Below are 18,510 nucleotides of genomic sequence, written 5' to 3'. Positions count from 1 at the left end.
TTTAACTTGCTGAATATTAATATTTTATTTTATTGGCACACTATGTGTAATAGCTAAGTAACGTTAATGGTTACTGAGGTAGTTATGAACACACTTACACTAAATAATGTAAACAACCAGGTTGAGTTAGGCGTATTTTTTAGAACGCTATTATTTACTGCTAATACAGTATTAGGGCTTAGCGCTATTTGTATGGTTGTGAGCATTTTAATTAGTTACCCGTACGCAGAGCACTTTTCGATGCAGGTACAAATATCAGCGCATATTAGTACGATTGTAGTGGCAGCTATTTTAAAAGTTAGTTATGTGCTGCGTTGTGTTGCTCAACATGGTTTAGGGCAGGAAGTACGCTAATGCGCCCACTAAATTTAACAGAGCCAATGCCTGCACGCGTGGCTATTCATCACGTAACAAAATGGCCGTTATGGATGCTTGCATTTAGACCCTACTTTTTAGCAGGCGGTTTGCTGGCATTTTTATCGATAGGGTATTGGCTACTTATTTTAACGGGCTATGCTAGTTGGCACTTAACCATGCCAGCCACACTTTGGCACGCGCACGAAATGCTATTTGGCTTTGCAGGAGTGGTAGCAGTCGGTTTTTTACTTACGGCGGCACAAACTTGGACGGGCGTTGAAAGTATAAGTGGCAAAGCACTTATGCTACTTACTTTTGTATGGATAAGTGCTCGTTTAGCATTTTTTATAAAGCTGGCTGATTTTGCTAATGCTAATTTATGGCTTGTTACTTTGCTACAGCTAGCATGGTGGCTTGGGGCAATTACGGCACTGGCTAATATGCTATTAACAGCACGCAGTAAAAATAATTACCCGTTTTTAGTTATTTTAAGCGTGTTGTGCGCCCTTAATACTCTTTATTTACTACTTGTTTTAAATAACAACATGCAGCTTGCATTAGCTGTGGTTGACACTGCGGTACTGGTTGTCAGCTTACTGGTCGGCATTGTAGCAGGGCGGGTTATTCCTTTTTTTACAGCTAAAGGCTTAGCGCTTAGCGAGCAAGTACGCACTCCTAATATTGATAAAGCACTGCTGTATTTATCAATATTGGCAATTACTTTATTTTTTATCAGTAAATTATTTTTAAGCTCAATTAGCCCTGCATTCATTGTTGCAATAGTGGCTGTGCTTCACTTAATTCGAGCAAAACTTTGGTGGCATGCAAACGTGCTAAAAGTGCCTTTATTATGGTCTTTGCATTTTTCTTATTTTGCTTTAGGTGTTGGCTTAATGATGATTGCACTGAGCTTTTACATTAGCGAAATACATTTTAAAGATGCGCTCCACCTTATCACTATTGGCACAATAGGGATGATGATTTTAGCCATGATGACCCGTGTATCACTTGGGCATACAGGGCGTACGCTTAATACACCTAAATATATATCTGTTGCTTTTGCGCTTGTGCTGGTGGCAGCTATTACTCGCTCCATACTCCCCTTAATTATTGCGCCACACTTTGCTTGGCAGATCAGTGCCTTGCTGTGGCTAGTGGCTTTTTTGTTATTTTTAATTTACTGCACACCTATATTAACGCGCCGTCGTGTTGATGGGCGCCGTGGTTAGTTTACCTACAGGACTACATTATGTTATCTGATAAAACCATTGAGATTGTTAAAAGCACTGTTCCGTTATTAGCACAGGCTGGCACGGTTGTGACCGATCATTTTTATAAGCGACTATTTAGCCATAACCCAGAGCTTAAAAATATTTTTAATATGACCAACCAAAACACCGGGCGCCAGCAATTTGCTTTGTTTAACGCCTTAGCGGCATACGCCCAAAACATTGATAACTTAGCGGTGTTAAAAGAGGCATTAGCGCGCATTAACCATAAACACACCAGTTTAAATATTTTACCAGAGCACTACCCCATTGTTGGTGCTCACTTAATTGGCACCTTAAAAGAGCTAATACCAGAGCAGTTTACGCCGGATGTAGAATACGCTTGGCGTGAAGCTTACGCACTGCTTGCTGATATTTGTATTACCGAAGAAGCGGCTTTATATGAGCACAGTAAAAATAAACACGGTGGTTGGGCGGGCACGCGCCAATTTGAAATAACCAACAAGCAAGTTGAATCAGCACTCGTAACAAGTTTTACACTAACGCCTATAGATGGCAAAGCGGTGATTACCCATAAACCAGGCCAGTATTTAGGGATTAAAGTTAAACCAGAGGGCGCTGAATATGAAGAAATTCGCCAGTATTCTATTTCACAAAAAGCCAATGGCAAAAACTACCGTATTAGCGTTAAAAAAGAGCTACAGCCAAAACCTGGCATGGTGTCTAATTATTTACACTCACTAGCTCAAGGCGACGTAGTTGAACTATACCCGCCTGCAGGTGATTTCTTTTTACGAAATAGTAAAAACCCAGCGGTACTTATTTCAGCAGGGGTAGGGCAAACCCCAATGCTTGCGATGCTCGAAACGCTATTAAGCGATAACCCTAAGCAAAATATTATGTATTTACATGCGTGCGAAAATGCGCAGCAGCACTCGTTTGCACACTATTTAAATGAATTAAGTACGGCTTATAACAGCTTGCAAACTATTACGTGGTTTAATCAAAGTAGTGAAGGGGCTGATTTTACAGGGTTAATGGACTTAACTGCTATAAAAACACAGTTACCTCTTACAAATGGTAATTTTTACTTATGTGGCCCCGCTGGGTTTATGGCGTTTGTGAAAAGCCAGTTACTGGCACTAGGTGTTAAAAACAAGCATATTCATTACGAAGTGTTTGGTCCGCATCAAGACTTATAAACCAAGTGAAAAACGATAAAGGCACACAGTATTAATGCTGTGTGCCTTTTTAATAGTATTTTATTGTGCTTTACAACTTACGTTTTTAAGCTCAATAGACATATCTTTTTTAGGATAATAAAGCACGCACTGCTTGCCGATTATTTGTAAAACAAACTTTTCTGGCTTGATATTATGCGCGCCCATTATGGGCATACCATTTGAGTCTTTACTATTTCCATGGCTTAATAATAGCTCGCTGCGTTTAGTAAAAACGGTGTCGGCCAGTGTAACTAGTGTGCCGCCCTTTGCTTTTATAATCGCTTGCTGGAGCGTGGCTATAACGCCTGGGTTTACCTCGGTAAGTAGTGCAGGCTTAGCAGTGGCATTACTCATACTGTTACAGCCTCCAATAAATAATAAGGTTAATATTGCCAGTAGTTTAGCCATTACTTATCCTTATTTAACGTAGGCCAGGTTAAATCCATATTGCCACGGTTAACGTTATTAGGTGCGTTTAAAGGTAATAGCTGCTTGCTATCGCCAGCAGCGCTTTGTACTTGCGTTTTAATACTCGCAGCGGCGGTGCTAACAGGGCACGTGCCGTTATTATCAATATGATAAAGCGCAGTAGAGAGTATCCCCTCGTTTGGATCGCCTAATTGATTATCAAAGTCGTCACTGACTACACAGCCTTTTACATCAGCATCAAACTGCGGTGTAGGCGTTGGCGTAAAGCCTGCTGCATATTCACCAAACCCTTTACTGTTAATACCGCTAAATTGAATGGTGTAATAGGTGGTGCCACAGTTATGTGTTGGGGTAAAACCGTATGGTTTACCGCAGGTTGTGTCGCCAATGAGCACTACCTCGGCGTCAATGCCTTTTAAGCCATTAATAAAGGCTTCTGAGGCTGAACACGTACCCGATGTACTAAGCACATACACCTTAGATAGGTTTAAATCGGGGAGGCTTTCGCCAGTGCTAAAAAAAGTTGAGTAATCAATTTCTTCATCTATAAACGGAAAAGGCGACTCTACCGGTTGTTTATCGTTTTGCTGAGTTTGGTAATAAATACGGTTTTGAATGTTGGCGCTGCCCGCCACCATGTAAGCCAGCTGCGAAGAAAGCGCTAATAAACCGCCTCCGTTATATCTAAAGTCGATAACAAGCTCTTCTACGTTATCGGTTTTAAATTTATTAACGGCAGCAATTAAGCCTTCTTGGGCAATACCTATATGGCTATTAAACTGCATGTACCCTACGCTAGTGCCATTTGCAGTGGTAATAGTTTTTACGTTTTGAACCGGTGTTTGCTCTATGTTGCCGGCAGTTACGTTAAAGGTTTTTTCAGTGCCATCGTTACTGCGCACAACGATGGTGTGCGAGTCGCCATTAGTGGGGCTAAATAAGCCTTCGTTTAAGGTATCTACGCCTGCTTGTGTGCTGGTATTAATGCTTACGCCATCAACTTCAAGTACAGTATCGCCACGTTGAAAACCAATTTGGCTTGCTGGTGAGTCGTCTTCTAGGTAGGCAACACGTAAAATTCTATCAGCTGGGTCGCCAATAAATGCCCAATTTATACCATAGCCTGAGGTTACACCTGATTGCGCTTCTTGAAAGTAGTCCTCAGAAGGCTCTGAAAAATGAAAATTATCTTTTTTAGCACCAGAGTCGGTTAGTTCTTCGGTTTTTAGTTGGGCAAAATAATCGGCCACTGTAGCAAAGTTTTCAGGGTCGTTATCGGCTATTTCATCATACCAAAGGTAGGTTTCGTCGCTCCACGAGCGAAGCCAAAGCTTTTCGTAAAGGGCCGAACCGGCTTGGTCTGGGTAAGGCTCATTATTATTAAACGGATCGTTACCTGTGCGTGGGTTTTCGCAAAAGTTTTTTAACTCCTCCGATGGCTCAAATACACCTGCCGTCCAAGTTGGGGCTGTGTTTGCAGGAGGTGTGACGACTGGGTCGGGCGTTTCATTCATGCTGCTACCACCGCCACAGCCCACAAGCGTTAGGCTTGAAAGTGCAGCAATAATAGCGAGTGTTGCTTTATTATTTTTAAACATACAAAACTACTTTTTGTAAATAAGTTGTTTAAAATACTACAACACCCGCTCATTTATTCAACGTATTCGCCCCTAAATTATGTAAATGAGTGTATACACTTAGGTGTGCTACAGCTTACTTGCGCTGCTTTTATCTGCAAATGCTTGTTTTTGCCAGGCATCAAATAGTTTTTGTTGTTTGTCTGATATTTTTAAGCCGTATGTTTTTTGCATATAGGCGTAGGTGTCGGCAATGCGCTTACGGGCATAAAAAGGAGGCTCTACAACGCGTTGTTTAAAGTTAACCTTTACTTGGCAGCGGCCATATTGGGTAGCGTTTTCGCTAAGCATACCAAAGCGATAGTTAGAGCGATCTGCGTTAATTTCGCCAATTGCGGGGGCTAAATTGTTTATATCGGCTTCCATTTTTCTAAATTTAACACTGACCTTGCGACAGTTTTTACGACCACCGTTTTGCCAGCATTGTAACTGGTGACCAAATTCCCACGCCGGCACTATATGCTCCCACTCTATACGCAGTGCACGTACATTAACTTTGCCAGAGGAAGTTAACGTATTACGTGGAATATAACCACAGTTGCTAGGGTCGGGGATTAGCTTTTTACCTTGTTTTTTAATGTCGCAGCCGCAGTAAAGGCTTTTGGCGTTTTCGGGTAGGGTTTTAATTAAGTGCCTTTTAGCCGTTGAAAAACGGGTAAATTCTTCACTCGATGCAGAAAAACAAATACAACAAGCCACAAAGGCCAAAATAAATTTAAGCATATCCATCACATACGTGAACTACAGGAGGCGCTAGTCTAAAGTTTTGCTGCTAAAAGATAAAGCCTGAACAAATTTTAATCCGCAATGCTTAGTACACTCTATACTGATATAAAAAATAGCGAGGAGATGACTATGCTAGGTGCTTTTTCAATAAGTTTAACAGTTAAAGATATTAGAGCCTCAAAAGCGTTTTACGAAAAGTTGGGCTTTAGCGAGTTTGCAGGTGAGATAGAGCAAAACTGGCTAGTGATGAAAAACGGTGAGCATTTAATTGGCTTGTTCTCGGGTATGTTTGATAAAAACATGCTGACCTTCAATCCTGGCTGGGATCAAAACGCACAAACCGTTACAGAGTTTAAGGATGTTGATGCGCTTAGCGAATATTTTCAAAACGCTCATATCCAGGTTGAACCTGTGGGTGATAAAAGTTTTATTATTACCGACCCAGACGGCAACCCTATTTTGATTGACCAACACGTGTAAGTTTTTTTAGCCTAACGTTTTGTATTAATAAAATAATACCGCATAAACAAAATAGTACGCTGGTGGCTGCAAAACTGATGAGAAGCGGGTTGTTAAAATCTTCTCGCTCGTCGTAATCCATTATGTGTAGCATCCAAAAAAAGTCGAATATGCGCCATAGTGTGCTGCGAACGGTGATAACTTTGCCGTTAATTGCATTTAAATACAGCGTGGTATTAAAGGTGTCGTTAAATTGTACTTGCCACACATTTGTTTTGTATCCCACCTCTCGAGTGCCTTGTTTTAAAAGCGTTGTGTTAATTGGCTTAGCGTCGATGAGTAAATGCGCTTGTGCATTAGCGGTAATTTGTATTTTAGTGGGTGCCTGAAAAGGGCGCCCCGTTAAACCATTAAAGCTCTGCTGCTCGTCAGTATTAATAACAGTAATAAGCGGGGTCGTTAAAAAGTGCTCAAATACTATTTGCGTGGGGTTAGGCACTTGGGCAGTAATATTATCGAGTGATGTGGGGTAGTCTGCTTGAGTAAATGGGTTTGAAAGTATGCGCTTAGCAAGGTGCTTACCGTGTACGTATTCAAGTGGTATCGCGCTCATTACTAAGCCGCCTAAAAGCCAAGCTAAAATTTGTAAGGCAAGTAAATAGCCTAGCCACTTATGTAGTTTTCGAGCGCGCTTAAATAGTTGTTTTTTCATTTTGTGCTTCTTATTATTTTTAGCGTTAGTGTATTACAGCAGCCCATGCTTTTACTGCGGCATTTTGTCGCAGTTATTCATAAGCTTACTCTAACTTTATAAAAATAATAAAAAGGAGCGGTAAAAAATCAGTGAGGCTGTGTTTAATGCTCACGTAAGGCATTTATTAGCCCTTGTTTGCTCATTTTTGAGCGGCCACTAATGCCGAGCTCTTTAGCTTTATTGTACAGCTGCTTTTTAGTGCGCTGCTCATACTTTGAGGCTTTGCCGCCTTTAACTGCGGTTTTATGAGTATTGCTATTAGCAATGCGCGCGGCTTTTTGTTTGCTCATGCCTTCATCTCGCAGCGCATCGTACTGATCGTCGTTTTTAATTTGCGGGCCATGATCTACCATAATTGTCCTCCTGAAGCGTTTAATTACACAGAGTGTGTATAACTTTCATACATAAACGGTAAAATTAAGCGTAACTAGCCTAACCCGTTTTATAAGGCAAATTAGGTGCCAATGGCGTTTAAACAGGTATTTTCTATTAATAAAGCCATGTTTAGCGCTTAGTTGATTTGGTATAAAAGTAAAACTGCGTTAAAGTTTGCGATGAAACTATAAGAGGGTAAAAAGCAGACAATGTCGGAAATTCAATTTTTAAATGTAGATCTAGAGCTTGAGTCTAAACAAGATATTAGCGCCCTAGTGGCAGACTTAAAGAAAAACGCGATGGTTTTGCATTATGACAAAGACGAATATCGTCAATTGGCGCGTATTGAAGCCTCAGGTGATATAACCACGCCAGACAAAGCAATCCACCACTTATGTGAATTAATAGAGTCGTGTTCACGTAATGCGCTTAAGCAGTGGCTAAGCTGTTCGCGCAGAACGTTTGATATAGGCTTTGAGTCGGGCACGTCACCTAAGTGTTTTAACCAAGCTCTACATGCAGATACACTGCTACGCATATCTGCCATTGGCGCTGGTATGGAAATAACGATTTACCCTATCGAAAAGTAGCCATAGTTAATTATTTGCGCTCGACAACCGCTGCGGTCATTTTTGATACGCAGCAAAGCTCGCCGCGGCTATTGGTTATTTTTATTTCCCATACAGAACTGCGCTTACCAATATGAAATGCACGAGTAACGGCGGTTAAAGTGCCATTTCGAGAGGCCTTTAAGTGGCTGGCGCTAATTTCCTGTCCAACACAATAAAATTTTGTAAAGTCCACTACAAAGTTAGCGGCGTAGCTTGCTACGGTTTCGGCAAGTACCACATTTGCGCCACCATGTACCATACCAATAGGATTATGATGCTCAGGAATAGCAGGCATGGTAGCCACTAGGTAATCATCTCCTATTTCGGTTATTTCTATGCCCATGGTTTTCATTAGCGTGCCTTGGCCGTTTATTCCCTCATCTAACTGTTTGCAAAGCTCTAATGTGATGGGTTGATGCCAAATACTCATAATTACTCCTTTATATTGAAAGCAAATTTATAGCATTTTAAATACTGAACGTCTGTAATTACCTAAAATTTATCCAAGTGCGGTGTATTTAGCTATTTTAAAGCACAATTTAAATTTGCGATTTTTATTTAACTGTATATACTCACAGTTAAATGTACTGTATGGAAAACCAGTTGTATGCGACCATTAACTAAACGCCAAGCTCAAATACTCGAACTAATAAAAGTTTTTATTAAAGACACTGGTATGCCTCCTACACGTGCCGAAATTGCGCAAACACTCGGTTTTAAAAGTGCCAATGCCGCAGAGGAGCACTTAAAAGCGCTTGCCAAAAAAGGTGTTATTAAAATGAAACCAGGCGCAAGCCGTGGTATTCAATTGGTTGAAGAAGAGGAGCCTGAGCAACTAGGGCTACCATTAATAGGTAGAGTTGCAGCGGGTTCGCCTATTTTGGCGCAAGAACATGTTGAGAGTCACTGTAAAATAGACCCACTTATGTTTAAACCAGCCGCCGACTTTTTACTGCGTGTTAACGGCATGAGTATGAAAGATATAGGTATTATGGATGGCGACTTACTTGCCGTACACCGTACTCAAACAGCTGAAAACGGCCAAGTTGTGGTTGCGCGAGTAGATGAAGACGTTACCGTAAAACGCCTAGAAAAAGCAGGCCGAAAAGTATTATTACACGCCGAAAACGAAGAGTTTACGCCAATTGAAGTAGACCTTGAAAACGAGTCGTTTAATATTGAAGGGTTAGCCGTTGGCGTAATAAGAAATGCCGATTGGATGTAATTTTTAACTATTTTTAAGTAATATCTATAAATGCGCACTTTTTAGTGTGCATTTTTGTTTTAAAAACAAACCTTCCGCCATCTCAAAACGCCCTAAAATTATTTAGACTGTAAACTTTTTTTCACTCATACTTTTATCTTCCTAAGCGTGTTACATCCCTTAATTTTGCTCGTATCTTGGCTGTTAAATAACAATTTAATACGTCGTCATTTAGTCAATTTTAAAATATCACTTGATTGTTTTTTATACTAAAACTTGCTTGTTGTACGTTTTTTAGCTAATCATTAATGTGCTGGACTAACAATAACTCACAGCTTTTTAGTTATGAGAACACACAATATACACAAACCTTTTGTTGTCCTAGCGATACCAATCAAAAATAAGATTGGTTAAAAAATAAAAATAACGAATTGGCGTTTAAGCCGTATGCCTCTTCGCTTTGCATTCGCAATAGCATCAAAGGAGCCGTCACATGGGTAAACTGACCTCTACCTTGTGGCTTGTGTTGATTATGTTCCCGCAGCAAGTGCTGGCTAATAGCCAATACAATATGCGCAAGGGCGTAACCGATATAAGTAATAATGTATATCAGCTACACATGACCATATTTTTAATATGTTGTGTGATTGGGGTGATAGTGTTCGCAATAATGTTTTGGGCACTGATTCATCACCGTAAATCTAAAGGGGCAGTTCCTGCCCAATTTCATGAAAGTACCAAAGTAGAAATTCTTTGGACCGCCATTCCGTTTGTTATTTTAATTGCCATGGCAATCCCTGCCACTAAAACCCTCATTGCGATGGAAGATGCCAGTAAGGCCGACTTAACCATTAAAATTACAGGGTCACAGTGGAAGTGGCATTATGAATATATGGGCGAAGACGTAGAGTTTTACTCTATTTTATCTACCCCTCAAGACGAAATAGCCAACCTTGCTAATAAAAACCCCAATTACTTACTTGAGGTTGATAAACCTTTAGTACTGCCAATTAATCAAAAGGTGCGTTTTTTAATGACCTCTGATGATGTTATTCACTCTTGGTGGGTACCCGATTTTGCCGTTAAAAAAGATGCCAATCCGGGGTTTATCAACGAAACGTGGACCAACATTAACGAAGAAGGTATTTACCGAGGACAGTGTGCAGAGCTGTGCGGTAAAGATCATGGTTTTATGCCCGTGGTGGTTGAAGCTAAATCGCAAGAGGACTTTAACACATGGCTTGCAGATGCTAAGCAAGCTAAGCAAAAAGCCGCACTTGCTGATGCAGCACTGCTTGAGACAACAATTCCTAAGAAAGAGCTAATGACACTTGGTGAGCAAGTGTATATGGCAAGTTGCGCTGCGTGTCATCAACCCACAGGTATGGGCTTACCGGGCGTATTTCCTGCGCTAAAAGGCAGCCCCATTGTTTTGGGTGATATAAAAGATCACATTGATGTAGTGATTCATGGCCGCCCAGGAACTGCAATGCAAGCATTTGCAAAGCAGCTCTCAATTAAACAACTTGCAGCGGTAATTACCTATAAACGTAATGCGTGGGGTAATGAAACGGGTGATGTCATCCAACCTAGTGAAATTCAGGCAGCACTTGATGCGGAGGCGAACTAATGAGTAGCATAGTAGAACAACCTAACGCCAATGACGCTCACCACGGCCACCACCCAGCCAAAGGTTTTAAACGTTGGTTATACACAACAAACCATAAAGATATTGGCAGCCTGTACTTAATTTTTTCGCTGACTATGTTTTTAATTGGCGGTGCAATGGCCATGGTTATTCGGGCTGAGTTATTTCAGCCAGGATTACAATTGGTAGATCCACACTTTTTTAACCAAATGACCACAGTACACGGTTTAATTATGGTGTTTGGTGCTGTAATGCCAGCCTTTACGGGACTTGCTAACTGGATGGTACCGCTCATGATTGGCGCGCCAGATATGGCACTGCCCAGAATGAACAACTGGAGCTTTTGGATTTTACCCTTCGCTTTTTTAATTTTATTGGCATCGTTATTAATGCCTGGAGGCGGCCCCGCATTTGGCTGGACGTTCTATGCGCCGCTTTCAACAACGTACAGTAACGACAACACCGCAATGTTTGTGTTTGCAGTGCACATTATGGGGATTAGCTCAATTATGGGCGCAATAAACGTTATTGTGACCATTGTTAATTTACGTGCCCCAGGCATGACATGGATGAAGCTACCATTATTCGTTTGGACATGGCTAATAACCGCATTTTTATTAATTGCTGTTATGCCCGTACTGGCCGGAGCGGTCACTATGGTGCTCACCGATAAATACTTTGGAACCAGCTTTTTTGATGCGGCAGGTGGCGGCGATCCGGTGATGTTTCAGCACATATTTTGGTTTTTTGGCCATCCCGAAGTGTACATCATGATTTTACCCGCCTTTGGTATTATTTCGACCATAGTGCCTACATTCTCACGTAAAAAACTATTTGGTTATGCCTCAATGGTTTACGCAACCTCCTCTATTGCATTACTGAGCTTTATTGTGTGGGCGCATCATATGTTTACGACCGGTATGCCCGTTGCTGGCGAGCTATTTTTTATGTACGCGACCATGCTGATATCGGTGCCTACAGGGGTAAAAGTATTTAACTGGGTAGCCACTATGTGGCGAGGGTCAATAAGTTTTGAAGTGCCCATGCTATTTAGTATTGCCTTTATTGTGCTGTTTACTTTAGGGGGCTTTTCGGGGCTGATGTTGGCTATAACCCCTGCTGATTTTCAGTATCACGATACTTACTTTGTGGTGGCGCACTTTCATTACGTGTTAGTTACGGGGGCAATATTTTCGATTATGGCGGGGGCTTATTATTGGCTGCCTAAGTGGACGGGCAACATGTACAACATTGCCTTGGCTAAGTGGCACTTTTGGTTGTCGCTGGTAAGCGTAAATGTATTGTTTTTCCCTATGCATTTTGTGGGGCTGGCAGGCATGCCGCGCCGTATTCCCGATTACGCCCTGCAGTTTGCTGATTTTAACGCAATCATAAGCATAGGTGGGTTTGCCTTTGGGTTATCGCAGTTACTCTTTGTGGCGGTGGTAATTAAATGTGCCCGAGGGGGCGATAAAGTCCCTGCAAAAGTATGGGATGGTGCTGAAGGCTTAGAGTGGGAAGTGGACTCTCCTGCGCCGTATCATACTTTTTCTACGCCGCCGGAAATTAAATAATGACACATGCACCGCTATTAAAGCGCCTAATTCTTATTTGTATAGGTATGTTTGCTTTTGCATTTGCCTTAGTGCCCTTATATGACGTGTTTTGCGACATAACTGGGCTTAATGGCAAGCCGTCGCTTGAGCAAGCTAAACAAAGTACACAGGTTGCACAAAACCGAGAAATAGGTGTGAGCTTTACAACCCATGCGCAAAGTGGTGCGCCGTTTATTGTTAAATCTAAAGAATACAGTGTTGATGTGAAACCAGGTGCCATGCGTGAGGTAATGTTTAGCGCAAAAAACACCAGTGATATTGATAAAGTAATGCAAGCGGTACCTTCTGTATCGCCCGGAAAGGCAGCCAAGTACTTACATAAAATAGCGTGCTTTTGCTTTGATCAACAACCCCTAAAAGCGGGTGAAGAACTTGAGTTTAAGCTGCTGTTTTATGTTGATACTGCACTGCCGAGCGATGTAGAAGAGCTAACTTTATCGTACACCGTATTTGATATTAGTGAGCAGCTAGTAGCAAGTAATAACTAGCCTGCATGTCTAGTGTAAAACTAGGAGCAAGTAACATGAATCAAGATTATGAAAACTACTACGTACCCGAGCAAAGTCCTTGGCCCATAGTGGGCGCGGTGGCGTTATTTTTTATTGCAGTGGGTGCGGCTTTAACAGTCATGAACTTAGAAAGTGAAGGGGGGAGCGGTGTGTACCTGCTATATGCAGGCATTGCAGTGCTGCTGTATATGATTTTTAGTTGGTTTAAAAATGTAATTAGCGAGTCTGATCAGGGCTTATATTCAGCGCAAATGGACCGCTCATTTCGACAAGGAATGAGCTGGTTTATATTCTCTGAAGTTATGTTTTTTATGGCCTTTTTTGGCGCATTATTTTACGCCCGCATACTGTCGGTGCCTTGGCTTGGCGGCGCTGGGAATAATGCGATGACCAACGAGGTGCTTTGGCCTACCTTTGAGGCCGTATGGCCACTACTAACCACACCCGCAGGTGAAACCACGCAAGCTATGGGGTGGCAAGGCTTACCCCTTATTAATACGCTTATTTTATTAGCGTCTTCGGTTACTTTGCATTTTGCTCACGTAGCCATTGAAAACAATAAACGTAAACCGCTAAAAGTGATGCTAGGGGCAACCATTTTATTGGGTGTGTGCTTTTTAGCATTGCAGGTAGAAGAATATATTTATGCCTACAACGACTTAAACTTAACACTAGATGCAGGCATTTACGGGAATACATTCTTTTTGCTGACAGGTTTTCATGGCATGCATGTGACCCTTGGCGCCATTATTTTGTTTGTTGTATTTGTGCGTATTTTAAAAGGCCACTTTACGAAAGATAAACATTTTGCGTTTCAAGCAGCGGCTTGGTACTGGCATTTTGTTGATGTGGTGTGGCTGTGTTTATTTGTTTTTGTGTATGTGTTGTAACGGCTAATGGTGAGTGATTAGCCTTTATAAAACCAAGTTTTATAGCGGCTATCACCATCACCAAAACCACCACAGAAAACAGCACGCGACGGCCTAAAAAATGCGACATAGGCCGACCGCCAGATTTATCGGTCACCATAATAAATAGCGCTCTAAACAAGTTGAAAAGTATAAATAGTAACAGCAGCACAATAATAATTTTAATAATCACTGGGTTGACCCTTTATGCAGTTAATTTTAAGGCGTAAACAAAAGCTTAGCTCATTTATCGCACTTTGCGTTGTGGTAGCTGTGGTGCTGGTATGTGTACGTTTAGGGTATTGGCAATTAGCAAGGGCTGAGCAAAAGCAGCAACAGCTAACAGCTATAGCTAACATGCAAACCCAAGGCGTAATGAGCTGGCAGCAATTACAGGCAATGCCTTCAAAGTGGAATAAAACAGGTGTAGTGGTTGAGCTTGTTGGAAAAATAATAAATCAGCAATACTGGCTTTTAGATAACCAAGTTTACCAAGGGCAAGTCGGTTACGATTTATTGGTGTTATTTAAGCCAAGCCAAGCAAGTGACGCTTTACTCGTTAATTTAGGGTGGGTAAAAGCGCCTATTTCACGCAGTGAATTACCTAACATCCAACTTCCTAAACGTAATATTACGCTTAAAGCGCAGATAAAAGAGCAAAATTTAACGAGCTTTAACTTACAAACCAATTCGACAAAACAAGACCTTCAAAAACGAATTCAATCAATAGATTTACAAAAGCTAAGTGAGCAGAGTAATCAATCGTTATTTAATTTTATGGCTTATCGTCAAGGTGCAGGAGATGCGCTAGCTATACCGCATTATAAAGCGGTGGTGATGAGTCCGCAAAAGCACCAAGCGTATGCAGTGCAATGGTTTTTAATAGCCTTAGCCTGTGTAGTGGTGGCCATTTTTGCCAGTAAAAAGAGGACTAACAATGAAAAATAACCCCTTAGTTTTGTTTGTTGTATGTTGCGCTGTACCGCTAGTACTTGCATACGGTGCGCTAAAACTAGACTGGTTGCCGAGCGCAATTACCAATAATGGCGAGTTTTTACAGCGCGAAGTAAAGCTTGAAAACTGGCAGCAGCACAACCCTAAGCAATGGACAATTGCGCTTAATTACTCCAATAAATGTAATGCTTCGTGCAATGAGCAGCTCAATGCGCTTGATAACTTATATATCGCCTTAGGAAAAAATCAGGGCAAGGTTGATATGGCTGTAATGGGGGCGCCTAAAGTTAAAAACATTCCTTGGAAAACCTTTAACGCGCAACAAAATTTGCAGCCCGCTAGCTTATATTTAATCGATCATATGGGGTTAGTGGTGCTTGAGTATCCGTTTAAAGAGCAGCCACAAGAAAACCGTTTAGTGCAAAAAGGTTTATTAAAAGATTTAAAAAAACTGCTTAACTATTCTCGTTCAAGCTAATTAATAGCGCATTGTTAATGGGAGATTCCTATGTATAAAAATTATAAAAACTGGGTACTTGCAACGGGGTTACTTGCGCTGTTAGTAGTAGGGCTAGGTGCTTATACACGTTTAAGTGACGCAGGTCTTGGTTGCCCTGATTGGCCCGGTTGCTATGGCTTTTTAACTGTACCAAAGCATGAAGCCGATATCGCACTGGCTACCCAAAGTTACCCAGATATGATGTTTGAAACCGCCAAAGCGTGGAAAGAAATGATCCACCGTTACTTTGCAGGCGCGCTGGGGTTGCTTATTTTAGCGCTATTTGTGTTGGCTTTTGTAAAGCGCCATTACTCAAACACGCCGGTTAAATTACCGCTAGCCTTATTGTTGTTAGTTATATTTCAGGCTGCGCTGGGTATGTGGACCGTTACAATGAACTTACAACCGCTCATTGTAATGGGGCATTTGCTGGGGGGATTTAGTATTTTATCGCTAATCACTCTTTTATACCTGCGTTTAACTACTAAACCCATAGAGGGTGGAGATAGTAGCGCTAAACGCTATTTTTCATTGAGCTTAGTTGCATTGACTGTGTTGGTTATTCAAATTGCATTAGGAGGATGGCTTGCAGCAAATTATGCAGCGCCACACTGTAATGGCTTACCGCTGTGTAGTTATGCGCAGCCATTTTCACTCAGTAGTGTGTTTCAGCTGCCGCTTGAGCACAGTAATTATGAGTACGGAGTGCTATCGCAACAGGCGCGTATGTCTATTCATTTACTACACAGAATTTGGGCGCTAGTTACATGTATTGTGTTGGCGCTAATTATGTGGCGTATATACAGTCAGGCGCAATCTGCAAAAATAAAACACTGTACTGTCAGCGTGCTTGTTGCGCTACTTTGCCAAATTAGTTTGGGGCTTGCGGTGGTGCATTGGCACTTTCCGCTTGGAGTGGCGCTGGCGCACAATTTAATGGCAGCTATCTTGTTATTGACTATGGTTAGGTTGTGTTACTACCTAAAAGCACGCACTTAAAGGGGAATAATTATGGCACTCACACTCGACAAAAAAGAACTACAGGTTATTAGCGGACACCCTTTTATTCAACGTGCTTATAATTTACTGCAAGATTACTTAGCTATTAGCAAGTTTAAAGTAGTGGCTATGTTGGTACTTACTGCTTGGGTTGGCTTGGCACTGGCGCCTGATGTAGGGCGAGGCATTGCAGTACAATTTATTAGTTTATTAGGCATTGGTTTGCTCTCTGGCGCTGCGGCGGTAATAAATCATGTTGTTGATAGCGAAATAGATACAAAAATGGCGCGTACACGCCACCGCCCTGTAGCCAAAGGCCGGCTTAGTAAAACCCATGCGTTAAGCTTTGCAGGTGTGATAGGGGTTGCTGGTTTTATAATGCTAATGCTTTGGGCAAACACTCTAACGGCCGTACTTACTTTGTTTGCATTAGTTGGGTATGCTTTTATTTATACCTCTTTTTTAAAGCGTGCCACACCGCAAAACATTGTAATTGGTGGCTTAGCTGGCGCAATGCCGCCTTTATTGGGTTGGGTTTCTGAAACCAATCAAATGGCAGCCGCGCCATGGTTACTAGTAATGATTATATTTACGTGGACCCCACCGCATTTTTGGGCACTGGCAATAGCACGCAAAAGCGATTACGAACGCGCTAAAATTCCTATGTTGCCAGTGACTCACGGTATCGATTTTTGCAAAACCTGTGTTGTGGCTTACACCATATTACTGGCGCTTGTATGTGTATTACCTTATTTAATTGGTATGTCGGGCGGTATTTATTTAGTAGGCGCATGTGTGCTCAATGCACTCTTTTTGTATAAAGCGGTTAAGCTTAAATTAGCCCCTAACGATGACACCGCAATGGACTTATTTCGCTTTTCAATTGTGCATTTAATGGTACTCTTCGTGATCTTATTTATAGATAAATGGCTCCCTTTATGAAGCAGTTACGGATTAGCTTAGTTGTAATTTTTTCGTTTTTATTAGTCGCTTGCTCAGAGCAAAATAGTGCACCCGATGTGCAAGCCTTAGTGTATGAGCAAGCCAAGCCTCTTTCTGATTTTACACTTAACGACCAAAACGGTGAGTTAGTCACCAAAGCGCAATTTTTGGGGCAGTGGAACTTAGTGTTTTTAGGCTATACCAGTTGTCCAGATATTTGCCCATTAACGCTTGCTAAACTAAACAGCGTGTATAAAAAGTTACATAACGAATACCCACTGCAAATTTGGTTTATGTCGGTAGACCCTCAACGCGATACGCCGGTAAAACGCAAAGCGTATATTGATTATTTTAACCCTGACTTTTTAGCTGTTTCGGGTGAGCACAAAAACCTATTCCCGGTGGTTAGAGAGCTTGGCCTAATTTATGCCATTAGTGACTCGCAAGAATCAGAATATGCGGTCGATCATAGTGCTTCTGTGGCTTTAGTTGATGAAAATGGAGCGGTAAGAGCCATATTTAAGCCTGAGTTCCAACAAGGAAATGTGCCCCTTATTAATACCACTCAACTCATTAGCGAATTTAAACAAATAACGGATTACTATAAAAACTAGTTTTAAACTTTTCACGCATTTTAAAAGGAGATTAGGCTCCTTTTTAGCTTTTTAGCGCCACTTTTAAAAGTTTTATTAATTTTTTTGAGCCTTTTATGGCAATTTTAATAACTAAGGCTAAGCTTTTGTTATGAATTGAATTGACAGGGAAAGTCCTGAAAAAATGCTAAAACTTCCAAGCGAACTTGCGATTATGCAAGTAGAGACTCTTCACCAAGATTTATTACAAGAACTCAATAGTAACAACGATATTTGTTTAGATGTCAGTGAGGTTGTTTCAGCCGATACCGCGTCAATTCAACTTTTGTGTGCCTTACAAAAACACCTACTTACCATACACCATAAAATTGTATGGGTAGGCAGCAGTGATGCACTTCAAAACGCCATTAATCAACTTGGCTTAAGTCAATATTTAACACTTGAAAGTAAAGGTTAGAGGTTTATATGAAGAAAATTTTAGCGGTTGATGATTCTGCGTCAATGCGTCAAATGGTGAGCTTTACGCTTAAAACCGCAGGGTTTGATGTTACCGAAGCAAAAGATGGCAGCGAAGCCCTCGCGATTGCCAAGCAGCAAAGTTTTGATGCGGTAATTTCAGATGTAAATATGCCCATTATGGATGGCATTACGCTTATCAGAGAGCTCAGAGGCCTTCCTGATTACAAGTTTACGCCGCTACTTATGCTAACCACAGAGTCAGGATTAGATAAAAAAGTAGAAGGTAAAGCAGCTGGCGCAACAGGCTGGATTGTAAAGCCTTTCAACCCGGATCAGTTACTAGCGGTACTTAAAAAAGTAATTCGTTAACTGAGGAGTG

Annotated in this window: 24 protein-coding genes; 17 read left to right on the top strand and 7 right to left on the bottom strand. The window is 41.4% G+C overall.

Annotated features, from left to right (window positions below; all coding sequences use genetic code 11):
• Positions 1-84: 84 nt before the first annotated feature.
• Genes PSH41_RS16755 through hmpA form a run of 3 tightly spaced genes read left to right on the top strand, consistent with a single transcriptional unit; the run spans position 85 to position 2,788 of the window.
• Positions 85-354, top strand: coding sequence for a hypothetical protein (locus PSH41_RS16755; protein ID WP_096740297.1), 270 nt, complete (start codon positions 85-87; stop codon positions 352-354).
• Positions 354-1,586, top strand: a complete 1,233-nt coding sequence (locus PSH41_RS16750; RefSeq protein ID WP_273589554.1) for an NnrS family protein — start codon at positions 354-356, stop codon at positions 1,584-1,586. Before PSH41_RS16755 ends, PSH41_RS16750 begins: the two co-directional genes overlap by 1 nt.
• Before the next feature lie 20 nt (positions 1,587-1,606).
• Complete coding sequence (hmpA, locus tag PSH41_RS16745; protein ID WP_337939969.1) at positions 1,607-2,788, top strand: NO-inducible flavohemoprotein; 1,182 nt, start codon at positions 1,607-1,609, stop codon at positions 2,786-2,788.
• A gap of 60 nt (positions 2,789-2,848) precedes the next feature.
• Here hmpA and PSH41_RS16740 read toward each other — a convergent pair whose 3' ends face one another.
• The 3 genes from PSH41_RS16740 to PSH41_RS16730 form a co-directional block, all read right to left on the bottom strand.
• Positions 2,849-3,217, bottom strand: a complete 369-nt coding sequence (locus PSH41_RS16740; RefSeq protein WP_004589374.1) for a hypothetical protein — start codon at positions 3,215-3,217, stop codon at positions 2,849-2,851.
• Positions 3,217-4,836, bottom strand: coding sequence for a S41 family peptidase (locus PSH41_RS16735; RefSeq protein WP_273589553.1), 1,620 nt, complete (start codon positions 4,834-4,836; stop codon positions 3,217-3,219). The genes PSH41_RS16740 and PSH41_RS16735 overlap by 1 nt, the downstream gene beginning before the upstream one ends.
• Positions 4,837-4,944: 108 nt before the next feature.
• Positions 4,945-5,604, bottom strand: coding sequence for an endonuclease (locus PSH41_RS16730; RefSeq protein WP_273589552.1), 660 nt, complete (start codon positions 5,602-5,604; stop codon positions 4,945-4,947).
• A 126-nt stretch (positions 5,605-5,730) separates the two neighbouring features.
• Between PSH41_RS16730 and PSH41_RS16725 the strand changes: the two genes are divergently transcribed.
• A complete protein-coding gene (locus PSH41_RS16725) occupies positions 5,731-6,081 on the top strand; it encodes a VOC family protein (RefSeq protein WP_054983318.1) in 351 nt (116 codons plus the stop codon).
• Here PSH41_RS16725 and PSH41_RS16720 read toward each other — a convergent pair.
• Both PSH41_RS16720 and PSH41_RS16715 read right to left on the bottom strand, forming a co-directional pair.
• On the bottom strand, positions 6,056-6,772 hold the full coding sequence (locus PSH41_RS16720; RefSeq protein WP_273589551.1) for a hypothetical protein: 717 nt from the start codon (positions 6,770-6,772) through the stop codon (positions 6,056-6,058). The two genes, PSH41_RS16725 and PSH41_RS16720, sit on opposite strands and share 26 nt — an antisense overlap.
• Before the next feature lie 143 nt (positions 6,773-6,915).
• Positions 6,916-7,167 (bottom strand): DUF7218 family protein, encoded by a 252-nt coding sequence (locus PSH41_RS16715; RefSeq protein WP_029773325.1) that lies wholly within the window; start codon positions 7,165-7,167, stop codon positions 6,916-6,918.
• A 231-nt stretch (positions 7,168-7,398) separates the two neighbouring features.
• Between PSH41_RS16715 and PSH41_RS16710 the strand changes: the two genes are divergently transcribed.
• Positions 7,399-7,779, top strand: a complete 381-nt coding sequence (locus tag PSH41_RS16710) for a hypothetical protein (protein ID WP_273589550.1) — start codon at positions 7,399-7,401, stop codon at positions 7,777-7,779.
• 10 nt (positions 7,780-7,789) lie between these two features.
• Here the strand turns inward: PSH41_RS16710 and PSH41_RS16705 are convergent, their stop codons facing one another.
• Positions 7,790-8,230: a PaaI family thioesterase gene (locus PSH41_RS16705; protein WP_004589367.1), complete on the bottom strand. Its 441-nt coding sequence runs from the start codon at positions 8,228-8,230 to the stop codon at positions 7,790-7,792.
• A gap of 177 nt (positions 8,231-8,407) precedes the next feature.
• On the opposite strand from PSH41_RS16705, the gene lexA reads away from it, so the two are divergent.
• The 5 genes from lexA (at position 8,408) to PSH41_RS16680 (ending at position 13,667) form a co-directional block, all read left to right on the top strand.
• Positions 8,408-9,025 (top strand): transcriptional repressor LexA, encoded by a 618-nt coding sequence (lexA, locus tag PSH41_RS16700; protein ID WP_004588213.1) that lies wholly within the window; start codon positions 8,408-8,410, stop codon positions 9,023-9,025.
• A gap of 472 nt (positions 9,026-9,497) precedes the next feature.
• Positions 9,498-10,634: a cytochrome c oxidase subunit II gene (coxB, locus tag PSH41_RS16695; protein WP_273589549.1), complete on the top strand. Its 1,137-nt coding sequence runs from the start codon at positions 9,498-9,500 to the stop codon at positions 10,632-10,634.
• Positions 10,634-12,226 (top strand): cytochrome c oxidase subunit I, encoded by a 1,593-nt coding sequence (gene ctaD / locus PSH41_RS16690; RefSeq protein ID WP_273589548.1) that lies wholly within the window; start codon positions 10,634-10,636, stop codon positions 12,224-12,226. The genes coxB and ctaD overlap by 1 nt, the downstream gene beginning before the upstream one ends.
• A complete protein-coding gene (locus PSH41_RS16685) occupies positions 12,226-12,756 on the top strand; it encodes a cytochrome c oxidase assembly protein (RefSeq protein ID WP_004588216.1) in 531 nt (176 codons plus the stop codon). Before ctaD ends, PSH41_RS16685 begins: the two co-directional genes overlap by 1 nt.
• A 35-nt stretch (positions 12,757-12,791) precedes the next feature.
• The gene (locus PSH41_RS16680) at positions 12,792-13,667 is read left to right on the top strand and encodes a cytochrome c oxidase subunit 3 (RefSeq protein WP_004588217.1); all 876 of its coding nucleotides are present in this window, start codon (positions 12,792-12,794) and stop codon (positions 13,665-13,667) included.
• Here the strand turns inward: PSH41_RS16680 and PSH41_RS20100 are convergent.
• Entirely contained in the window at positions 13,567-13,878 is a 312-nt protein-coding gene (locus PSH41_RS20100) for a DUF2909 domain-containing protein (RefSeq protein ID WP_337939976.1), read from the bottom strand. The genes PSH41_RS16680 and PSH41_RS20100 overlap by 101 nt on opposite strands.
• Before the next feature lie 14 nt (positions 13,879-13,892).
• Here PSH41_RS20100 and PSH41_RS16670 point away from each other — a divergent pair, with 14 nt between their 5' ends.
• The 7 genes from PSH41_RS16670 (at position 13,893) to PSH41_RS16640 (ending at position 18,500) form a co-directional block, all read left to right on the top strand.
• Positions 13,893-14,633 (top strand): SURF1 family protein, encoded by a 741-nt coding sequence (locus PSH41_RS16670; RefSeq protein WP_273589547.1) that lies wholly within the window; start codon positions 13,893-13,895, stop codon positions 14,631-14,633.
• Positions 14,623-15,117, top strand: coding sequence for a hypothetical protein (locus PSH41_RS16665; RefSeq protein WP_055255278.1), 495 nt, complete (start codon positions 14,623-14,625; stop codon positions 15,115-15,117). Before PSH41_RS16670 ends, PSH41_RS16665 begins: the two co-directional genes overlap by 11 nt.
• Before the next feature lie 30 nt (positions 15,118-15,147).
• On the top strand, positions 15,148-16,137 hold the full coding sequence (locus tag PSH41_RS16660; protein ID WP_273589546.1) for a COX15/CtaA family protein: 990 nt from the start codon (positions 15,148-15,150) through the stop codon (positions 16,135-16,137).
• Between the two features lie 12 nt (positions 16,138-16,149).
• Complete coding sequence (gene cyoE / locus PSH41_RS16655) at positions 16,150-17,079, top strand: heme o synthase (RefSeq protein WP_273589545.1); 930 nt, start codon at positions 16,150-16,152, stop codon at positions 17,077-17,079.
• A complete protein-coding gene (locus PSH41_RS16650; RefSeq protein ID WP_273589544.1) occupies positions 17,076-17,693 on the top strand; it encodes an SCO family protein in 618 nt (205 codons plus the stop codon). The genes cyoE and PSH41_RS16650 overlap by 4 nt, the downstream gene beginning before the upstream one ends.
• A gap of 163 nt (positions 17,694-17,856) precedes the next feature.
• On the top strand, positions 17,857-18,129 hold the full coding sequence (locus PSH41_RS16645; RefSeq protein WP_004588224.1) for an STAS domain-containing protein: 273 nt from the start codon (positions 17,857-17,859) through the stop codon (positions 18,127-18,129).
• An 8-nt stretch (positions 18,130-18,137) separates the two neighbouring features.
• On the top strand, positions 18,138-18,500 hold the full coding sequence (locus PSH41_RS16640) for a response regulator (protein WP_029773320.1): 363 nt from the start codon (positions 18,138-18,140) through the stop codon (positions 18,498-18,500).
• The last annotated feature ends 10 nt before the right edge of the window (positions 18,501-18,510 follow it).

It is taken from the genome of Pseudoalteromonas sp. CST2 (assembly GCF_028599385.1).
In the GTDB taxonomy this organism is placed as follows: domain Bacteria; phylum Pseudomonadota; class Gammaproteobacteria; order Enterobacterales; family Alteromonadaceae; genus Pseudoalteromonas; species Pseudoalteromonas atlantica.
Note: the sequence above shows the minus strand (reverse complement) of the source record. Positions and strands in the feature narration are given on the sequence as shown.

Excerpts from the sequence above, each read along its gene's own strand:
- PSH41_RS16755 (WP_096740297.1), top strand. The coding sequence starts at position 85 with ATGAACACACTTACACTAAATAATGTAAACAACCAGGTTGAGTTAGGC.
- PSH41_RS16750 (WP_273589554.1), top strand. The coding sequence starts at position 354 with ATGCGCCCACTAAATTTAACAGAGCCAATGCCTGCACGCGTGGCTATT.
- hmpA (WP_337939969.1), top strand. The coding sequence starts at position 1,607 with ATGTTATCTGATAAAACCATTGAGATTGTTAAAAGCACTGTTCCGTTA.
- PSH41_RS16740 (WP_004589374.1), bottom strand. The coding sequence starts at position 3,217 with ATGGCTAAACTACTGGCAATATTAACCTTATTATTTATTGGAGGCTGT.
- PSH41_RS16735 (WP_273589553.1), bottom strand. The coding sequence starts at position 4,836 with ATGTTTAAAAATAATAAAGCAACACTCGCTATTATTGCTGCACTTTCA.
- PSH41_RS16730 (WP_273589552.1), bottom strand. The coding sequence starts at position 5,604 with ATGGATATGCTTAAATTTATTTTGGCCTTTGTGGCTTGTTGTATTTGT.
- PSH41_RS16725 (WP_054983318.1), top strand. The coding sequence starts at position 5,731 with ATGCTAGGTGCTTTTTCAATAAGTTTAACAGTTAAAGATATTAGAGCC.
- PSH41_RS16720 (WP_273589551.1), bottom strand. The coding sequence starts at position 6,772 with ATGAAAAAACAACTATTTAAGCGCGCTCGAAAACTACATAAGTGGCTA.
- PSH41_RS16715 (WP_029773325.1), bottom strand. The coding sequence starts at position 7,167 with ATGGTAGATCATGGCCCGCAAATTAAAAACGACGATCAGTACGATGCG.
- PSH41_RS16710 (WP_273589550.1), top strand. The coding sequence starts at position 7,399 with ATGTCGGAAATTCAATTTTTAAATGTAGATCTAGAGCTTGAGTCTAAA.
- PSH41_RS16705 (WP_004589367.1), bottom strand. The coding sequence starts at position 8,230 with ATGAGTATTTGGCATCAACCCATCACATTAGAGCTTTGCAAACAGTTA.
- lexA (WP_004588213.1), top strand. The coding sequence starts at position 8,408 with ATGCGACCATTAACTAAACGCCAAGCTCAAATACTCGAACTAATAAAA.
- coxB (WP_273589549.1), top strand. The coding sequence starts at position 9,498 with ATGGGTAAACTGACCTCTACCTTGTGGCTTGTGTTGATTATGTTCCCG.
- ctaD (WP_273589548.1), top strand. The coding sequence starts at position 10,634 with ATGAGTAGCATAGTAGAACAACCTAACGCCAATGACGCTCACCACGGC.
- PSH41_RS16685 (WP_004588216.1), top strand. The coding sequence starts at position 12,226 with ATGACACATGCACCGCTATTAAAGCGCCTAATTCTTATTTGTATAGGT.
- PSH41_RS16680 (WP_004588217.1), top strand. The coding sequence starts at position 12,792 with ATGAATCAAGATTATGAAAACTACTACGTACCCGAGCAAAGTCCTTGG.
- PSH41_RS16670 (WP_273589547.1), top strand. The coding sequence starts at position 13,893 with ATGCAGTTAATTTTAAGGCGTAAACAAAAGCTTAGCTCATTTATCGCA.
- PSH41_RS16665 (WP_055255278.1), top strand. The coding sequence starts at position 14,623 with ATGAAAAATAACCCCTTAGTTTTGTTTGTTGTATGTTGCGCTGTACCG.
- PSH41_RS16660 (WP_273589546.1), top strand. The coding sequence starts at position 15,148 with ATGTATAAAAATTATAAAAACTGGGTACTTGCAACGGGGTTACTTGCG.
- cyoE (WP_273589545.1), top strand. The coding sequence starts at position 16,150 with ATGGCACTCACACTCGACAAAAAAGAACTACAGGTTATTAGCGGACAC.
- PSH41_RS16650 (WP_273589544.1), top strand. The coding sequence starts at position 17,076 with ATGAAGCAGTTACGGATTAGCTTAGTTGTAATTTTTTCGTTTTTATTA.
- PSH41_RS16645 (WP_004588224.1), top strand. The coding sequence starts at position 17,857 with ATGCTAAAACTTCCAAGCGAACTTGCGATTATGCAAGTAGAGACTCTT.
- PSH41_RS16640 (WP_029773320.1), top strand. The coding sequence starts at position 18,138 with ATGAAGAAAATTTTAGCGGTTGATGATTCTGCGTCAATGCGTCAAATG.